At 47.8% G+C, this 7,693-nt stretch carries 8 protein-coding genes; 4 read left to right on the top strand and 4 right to left on the bottom strand.

Annotated features, from left to right (window positions below; genetic code table 11):
• The 4 genes from AC5V8P_RS20945 to AC5V8P_RS20930 form a co-directional block, all read left to right on the top strand.
• Nucleotides 1–770 (top strand): glycosyltransferase (locus AC5V8P_RS20945; protein ID WP_495473825.1); only part of this gene is annotated, 770 nt, incomplete at its 5' end.
• A gap of 4 nt (nucleotides 771–774) precedes the next feature.
• On the top strand, nucleotides 775–1,176 hold the full coding sequence (locus AC5V8P_RS20940) for a GtrA family protein (RefSeq protein WP_064795651.1): 402 nt from the start codon (nucleotides 775–777) through the stop codon (nucleotides 1,174–1,176).
• A gap of 17 nt (nucleotides 1,177–1,193) precedes the next feature.
• Nucleotides 1,194–2,075 (top strand): UTP--glucose-1-phosphate uridylyltransferase GalU, encoded by an 882-nt coding sequence (galU, locus tag AC5V8P_RS20935; RefSeq protein WP_063206965.1) that lies wholly within the window; start codon nucleotides 1,194–1,196, stop codon nucleotides 2,073–2,075.
• 141 nt (nucleotides 2,076–2,216) lie between these two features.
• On the top strand, nucleotides 2,217–3,044 hold the full coding sequence (locus AC5V8P_RS20930; RefSeq protein WP_063206962.1) for a class I SAM-dependent methyltransferase: 828 nt from the start codon (nucleotides 2,217–2,219) through the stop codon (nucleotides 3,042–3,044).
• 161 nt (nucleotides 3,045–3,205) lie between these two features.
• Here the strand turns inward: AC5V8P_RS20930 and AC5V8P_RS20925 are convergent, their stop codons facing one another.
• From AC5V8P_RS20925 to AC5V8P_RS20910, 4 genes are all read right to left on the bottom strand, one after another.
• Complete coding sequence (locus AC5V8P_RS20925; protein WP_064795650.1) at nucleotides 3,206–3,952, bottom strand: glycerophosphodiester phosphodiesterase; 747 nt, start codon at nucleotides 3,950–3,952, stop codon at nucleotides 3,206–3,208.
• Between the two features lie 90 nt (nucleotides 3,953–4,042).
• Nucleotides 4,043–5,104, bottom strand: coding sequence for a hypothetical protein (locus AC5V8P_RS20920; protein ID WP_064795649.1), 1,062 nt, complete (start codon nucleotides 5,102–5,104; stop codon nucleotides 4,043–4,045).
• 24 nt (nucleotides 5,105–5,128) lie between these two features.
• Nucleotides 5,129–7,024 (bottom strand): HSP90 family protein, encoded by a 1,896-nt coding sequence (locus tag AC5V8P_RS20915; RefSeq protein WP_063206953.1) that lies wholly within the window; start codon nucleotides 7,022–7,024, stop codon nucleotides 5,129–5,131.
• Between the two features lie 415 nt (nucleotides 7,025–7,439).
• Nucleotides 7,440–7,693 (bottom strand): alpha-L-arabinofuranosidase C-terminal domain-containing protein (locus tag AC5V8P_RS20910; protein WP_495473824.1); only part of this gene is annotated, 254 nt, incomplete at its 5' end.

Raw genomic sequence — 7,693 nt, 5'->3', positions numbered from 1 at the left:
AGATGGCTAACAAGTGGAAGGAAGGCTACGAAGTCGTCTACGCCAAACGACTCAAACGCAATGGCGAAACTCGCTTCAAGAAATGGTCTGCCAGCCTCTTCTATCGCGTACTTAAAGCATCAACGGATATTAATATCCCGGTCGACACCGGAGACTTCCGTCTGATGGATCGCAAGGTCATAGATGAATTGAAACGGCTGCCGGAAAATAACCGGTTCGTACGCGGTCTGGTCAGTTGGATCGGCTTTAAACAAACCGCTGTTGAATATGAGCGCGATGAGCGGCTCGCAGGCGAAACCAAGTATCCGCTAAAACGCATGATCAAGCTCAGTCTCGATGGGATCACTTCTTTTTCGATCAAGCCGCTCAAGCTGGCAGGTTATATCGGAGCACTTCTGTCCATGTCCGGCTTCCTGTATCTAATGTATGTATTGTTTCTTAACTTTTTCACCGATTCCTATGTGATGAAGGGCTGGTCGTCCATGATTAGCATCAGCCTGATCTTCAACGGGGTGATTCTGATTATTCTCGGTATTATGGGTGAATATATTGGGCGGATTTATGACGAAACCAAAGCGCGTCCACTCTACATTGTCCGTGAACGTCTGGGTGGACAATACGATAACGGTCCGACTCATGCTATGAAGGTCCCTGAACAACGCGATTCTCTGTATATGCAAGGAGCCCGCGACAGCCTGATTTCAGGTGGACGCACAGTGCGCGGTAACAGCGCGGTATATACTGGGCCTAAATCCGGTCATGGAGCCTAATCCAATGAAAAGTCGCATAGCCCAGCTGCTTCCCATGATCCGATTTGGCATCGTAGGTCTGGTGAATACGGGCGTAGATTATATCATTTTTATGCTGCTGGCTTGGGCCGGAGTGCAGGTCGTGGTGGCGCAGATCATTTCGTATAGCTGCGGCACAGCCAACAGTTATATTTTGAATAGCAGATGGACTTTCAGCAAACAACAAGCAAACAACACGAACAAGGGCCGATTACTCAAATTTATCGTCATCAACCTCATCGTATTGGGGATAACCTCCTTATTATTGCAAGTCCTTCACACTGAAACCGAGCTGCCGCTTGCTTTAAGCAAGCTGATCGCTACCGCAGCCGGAATGATTATCAATTATATCGGGAGCCGATACTGGGTGTTCGGTTCCCCATCCTGAAAGGAAAGTGAATCTCTATGAGAAAAATTACAAAAGCCGTGATCCCTGCCGCTGGTTTAGGAACCCGTTTTTTGCCAGCTACAAAAGCATTACCAAAAGAGATGCTCCCAATCGTAGATAAACCAGCGATTCAATATATTGTTGAAGAAGCTATCAAGTCTGAAATTGAGAGCATCATTATCGTTACAGGGCGTAATAAAAAAGCCATCGAGGACCATTTTGACAAGTCTGTAGAGTTGGAGCAAGTACTGGAGAGCAAGGGAAAATATGATCTCCTGCGTGAGGTTCAAAGCATCGGGGGCAAAGCAGTCATTCACTATATCCGTCAAAAAGAACCCCTTGGCTTGGGACATGCGGTACGCTGCGCTCGTCAGTTCATTGGTGATGAACCCTTCGCAGTGTTACTGGGCGATGACATTATGAATTCCTCCACTCCAGCGATTCGGCAAATGATGGATGTATACGAAGCCACTGGCAAGCAAGTGGTCGGCGTGCGCACGGTAGAAGAACAGGATGTCAGTAAATACGGTATTATTGACTCTATCCACCAAAATGGTCTTATTCATGAAGTCGGCGGGCTTGTTGAAAAACCCGCTCCGGCAGATGCTCCTTCACGGCAGGCCGTCATTGGCCGCTATGTATTGGAGCCGTCTATTTTCTCCATATTGGAAAACATGTCCACTGGAGCGGGCGGTGAGTACCAATTGACAGACGCTCTGCATCAAGTAGCATTGCAGAATCAACTGCTCGCATTGGAACTAGAGGGCACACGCTACGATATCGGTGATAAAGCGGGCTATCTGGAAGCGGTGCTTCATATGGGCATGCAGCGCGAAGATTTGCGTCCAATGCTTGACTCCATGATGCGGGAGTGGGCGCTTGCTTCCATGATAAAGTAGGCAAGTTTCCTCCTACCGCAATCCGATGATGTTGTAAAATCACGAAAGTAGCTGGTTAAGCACATAAAAATGTACAATGTAAGAGTACAGAGCATCGGAATTTGCGCGGTCGCCCGCCGAAGCTAAGGAGGAAAGGAACCTATGATCCCTGAGGGAAATCTGCAAAGTAATGTGGATCGTTTCAATGGTTTTGCTGACAACTACGATCAGCACCGTCCAGAAGCACCATCACTCGTCGCGGAAATCATCAGCCGCTATCTGGATCGGAACGTAGAGCTAGTTGCCGATCTTGGTTGCGGTACCGGACTTTCAACCTTCATATGGAAAGACATCGCTCGACGAATCGTCGGCATCGAGCCTAACCCGGACATGAGAGGGAAAGCGCAGCGCAAGCTGGAGAAAGCAGGAACGACAATGGCAGGAACTATTTCCTTCGAAAGCGGGTTCTCCAACAACCTGCCCTTTGAGGATGGCACTGTAGACGTCATTACCTGTTCTCAATCCTTTCACTGGATGGACCCTGAGAGCACGCTCCGGGAAGCAGGCAGGGTCTTGGCTCAAGGCGGCGTGTTCGCGGCCTTTGACTGTGACTGGCCTCCAGTGCTGCAATGGCAGATCGAGCAAGCTTATACAGAGCTGATCACCAAAGCGGATGCCGTTTTGAAACAGGAAGCTCCTGTAGAACAACAGGCTCACAAATGGAGCAAGGATCAGCATCTAGCTAATCTGCACCGTAGCGGTCAATTTCGCTATATTCGGGAGATTGTCTTCCACAATCGTGAGCAATGTGATGCTGCTCGTTATACCGGGCTCGCTCTTAGCCAGGGAGGGATTCAGAGCCTTTTCAAACTTGGTAATCGAACGCTTGATGACGATATAGCTCGCTTCATCCAGCTGGTAGAGAATCATTTTGAAGGCAGGACACTGGATATCCTGTTCAGCTATCGTATGAGACTCGGTATCAAGTAGAACAGAATCAAAACGTCGTGATGGTATTCTCTTCAGCTCAAGCCAGAAAAGACTCTCCTCGTCTCGTGAAAGCGAGTACGTAGGAGAGTCTTTTTCTTTCAATACATAGCCTACAACTATTTCCATACAATCCTTAATTGTAGTTTTGCTGTGTCTTCCACTTAGGAAGAGTGAACAGCTAGAAGGTGCGCCAACCGATCAGGATAGTCTGTGATGATGCCGTTCACTCTGGCCTCCAGCAGACGTTCCATTTCTTCTGGCTCATTCACCGTCCATGGATGGTAGACGACGCCTAATGCCAAAGCCTCAGACACCGCTTCTGGTGTGACCACTTGCTTGTAGGCATGAAGTGCTGTTGCCCCGAATTGGGTTGCATACTCCGCTGGGCGAACCAAAATCTCAATATATAGCGCTCCCGTCTTGATCTCGGGAGCAATCTGCGCGCAGAGCGCGAGCGATTCGTGATTGAAGCTGGATAAGATCACCCGCTCTTCCAATCCAAAACGCTTCACAGCGGCAATAACCTCTTTCTCCATCCCCGGATAGAGATGAATGCTATTTTTCAGTTCCAGATTGATAATGGTATCCGAGGACTGTGCCAGTCCCAGTAACTCATCCAGCATCGGTACCCGCTCGCCTTGGAATTTCTCATTAAACCAACTGCCCGCATCCAACTTATTCAATTCTTCCAGCGTAATATCTTTTACATCCAGTGGGCAACCTGTCGTGCGCTCCAGCGACTCATCGTGAATCAGCACCAAATGCCCATCTTGGGTACGCTGCACATCCGTTTCGATGCCTGTTGCTCCCAGTTCTAACGCGTGGCGGAAAGCCGCCATCGTATTTTCAGGACATACCCCCGAAGCTCCGCGATGTGCAAAATTAATGACCTTCCGGGTCATATTCACGATCTAATCCCCCCTGTCCATTCAAACAAGAACATTGTACCCGTTCATTGTTTGGGCTGTATAAAATATTCGCCACAGTCGCCTGTTCTTCTACGCCGTTTGAACGATCTTTCCGATCCAATTCGAATAAAATGCATTCCCGTTCCGTCGATCAAATTCAGCTGCCGCAGACTCTGCCAGTGGTTTGAAGTACGCAATGATCTCTTCTAACGTACGTTCCTGTTTACCCCATTCAAAAGATGCAGGCATCCGAATCAGACGAAGTTTTCTTGAAGTATCCAACTTTTGCAGCAGCCCCACCATCGCTGCGTAAAAATACATTTGCTCCAATCCGCTCTCATAGTCCAATGCGATGTGCAAATGACGTTCCACCACTCCGATTCCTTCAATCGGATTGGCAACCGTCAAATACTCGATATGCTCTGCTATCGTTTTCAGGAAGTCACGGTCATCACGAACCAGGCGATAGCCTTTGCGATGCTGCTCCTTCGCTTGATCAACCTCGCCTTGACGATACAGCGGCAAAAGCACCTGTGAGAGCGTCACATGCGGCACTTCTGCACATCTCATCCGTCCCGATAAAATCGGCTTGGCCACGGCAAGCGCCTGCTCGTCTTCTCCGGTCAAGTAATAGAACCGCACCATCTGGCTCTGCTCACAAGCTTCACAATCACTCATACTGTCCGGCTCAATCACGCGGAACATATCCAGATACCGCCGTGCTTCATCCAATTCACCCATGTCCATCGCGATGCGGAATTTATAATAGTAATATGGACGCTCATTATATCCGTACTCGGCATAACGTCTGCGCATATCCTCTACCAGATCCTCGATTTGAGTCTTCGATATATTCGGAAAACTGCACACCTTCCCGAGTATCCATTTGTAATTCCACAACAGTTCAACGGGGTCGTACTCCTCTGGATTTTGGTCAAATTGACCCAGCTGCCATGAAAAAGCAATCAGCGATTTCAATGGATATCCGTTAAAAATAGCACAGTCTACAATCTCTCCCCGAATTTCATAAGCGAGCTCCTTCAAGCCTGAAGAATCGGCCAAGCGAACAGCCTCTTCCAGAATCGCCAGCTTTGCTGCCCCCCCGGGCATATCCTGCGCCTGCTCCATCAATTCATATATCGTCTCTTCCATTTGAATCCTCCTCTAGTTACACAATTACGTGTTCTGTCCGTTCCCTAATCCCCAATTGATAAAATGCAGTACACTCCGGTTCATCAGCCCTAGCTCACTGCGGTTCATCGGATAGTGACCCATCATAAGCGCATTCACATACATCATTTCGGTCGCAGCCGTAATCATCTGTGTATCAGTAGCCTCAAAAATCCGCGCCACTACCGGGTTATTAAAATTAAAATATAAGGTTGAGTAGCCCGCGTTCTGCTGGACTCCTGCTTTTAGACTATCAAGCACATTGGAAAAAAGTGAAGTTGTCTCTTCAACGGTGTTTTCCATAGAGCGCAAGGTTAGTGCATCCTGTGAAATGGTGTACAGCACAGGCAAGCTCGCAGGCTCAAAACGTTTCAACTCAGCGCGGCACCGCATCGGCTGCAAAGCAGCATCCATCACACGCAGCACACCGTAATACTTTGTATGCTCTTCCTGCGTCAGTCCGGTAAAAGATAGAGATACGTCTTCAGGGCTAAGTCGCTCTGTGTGCAGGGTAGCGTCGACCCAATGCAGCCTTTCTAAAATTTCCGAATCATAGATATATCCGCCATTGATCACCAGCATCGATTGTGCTGCCGCCACATGCGTAATCTGACGATACTCATCCACGGTCGCCGTGTAATGGAGCGAACGTCCGCCCGCCTCTCGGATCAGTTCACTCAGCTCGCGCCGCCCAAATGTACTTTCGAAGGAAAACCAGCGATGCATAATCCGCAGAAATTCATCATCCTCGACCGCGAGCGCCTTCATGGACAGCTCGTGCAAATGAATCCAGTGCTGCAAGCGGTCTGGCTCATATTCCGCCATGCGTAGCAGTTCTTCGCGAATACAGGTCCCCAATTCAGAACGAACCGCATCAAGCTGCTCATTTTCATAAAAATATTCACGTGATGCCGTTGGTTGCAACTCATCTGTCCAAATCAAGCTTTTAATGAAAAATGCCCATTCTGGCAATACATTTTCCGCTTTGTCAGACACGAGCATATGCTTCAGATACACCCGATGCAGCCGCTTGCTGTTCAGATTAACACTACGAGGCAAAATGAATGCAATCCCGCCGGTTCTGCCCGATGCCGTTCGCAGCGGTATAAAATCACTGAAGCGCTCACCCATCAGGCGATAGCCTAAATCCAGCACCTCACCGCGGCGACTCCGTAATTGTTCTGGGTCCTGCATCCAGCTTGTCGATGGAAGGTTGACCTGCTTGGTCTCTCCGTCTACAGACAGCAGGACAGGATAAGGCAGCAAGGCACCATAATAAAATAAGGAATCTTTCACCTGCGCTGGCTCATAATAAAACTCGCTCCCTGGCTTACAACGCAAATAAATTTGCGTTCCTGTAGGCAGCTCAGTCTCTAATCGACGAATCGTATACGTCCCATCTGGCTTCCCTCTCCATTCCATAGAAATGCCTTCCTTCACCGAACGGGTCAGTACTACAATTTCATCGCTCACCATAAAGCAAGACAGCAAGCCAATGCCAAAGCGCCCGATAAATGAAGTCTCCGAGGTCAGCAAATCAGCTCCCTTCTTGGAAGACTGCCCGATGATCGACAGAAACCGGTGAATGTCTTTTTCCGACAATCCGATCCCGTTATCCTGAATCATCAGTACCTGCTGGTCCCCGGAACCGGATAGCTCGACGATGACTTTGCCTTCATAGTCGCTACTTTCAGAAGCTATATCATCAAGGGCATTGTCTTCTTTTAATGCTCTACTTTCAGCGGTAGTCCTCCGCAGCTCCTTGCGAGCTGTGATCGCATCTGTTGCATTTTGTAGTATTTCACGTATAAACACTCGTGGACTGCTATATAAATGATTGGCCAAAATATCGATCATGCCGCCCAAATTCACTTGAAAACGATATTCGTCTGTTTGACTCATAGAGATCATCCCTTTCTCGAAATGCTACAGCCATCTTTTATTTAAAATAGCTATCTTTTAAAGTATAACGTGGATTTAAATCGGATTACACACCCTCATTTCAGATATCAATTCATTGACAATGGTATAACAGGGTCTTTTTTCACCCAGGAATATCAGCACTGGGTCTAAATAACTTCATAAAAATGTACGATGCACAAACACATAGTGATTAAGGATCATCTTTGCCTAGTTAAATTTAGGAATAAATATAATATTTATTGGAATTACCTCTTCCTTTTGAGCACTATATCGATGGAGGGACAAATGGCTCATTTTTATACAAAAGCCCGCATTGCTGCTCTTGTAGTAGCCTTACAAGAGAGAATGCGGGCTTTTTAGGTATAACCCAGTCCGTTCCTTTTATATAAAAGAATTAATGAGACTTAGCAAGACGGATAACGTTCCAAGAGGCTTTACCCAAATAAGCTTTTACAATTCCGTCTTCAAGCTTGGCATTGCCACCGTTATGAGGCGTAACCTTTTCACCATCTGGGCTGTTGGTCGCTTTGAGATCATCATGCTCCAGTACGGTATGCTCGACAATACGGTAGCCCTCGAAACTGCGTACATCTACCGTCAGCTCCAGCGATTCATACAAGTGGCGGTTCACTGCAAAGATAGTCAGAG

This window comes from Paenibacillus sp. N119s, assembly GCF_059447605.1.
Note: the sequence above shows the minus strand (reverse complement) of the source record. Positions and strands in the feature narration are given on the sequence as shown.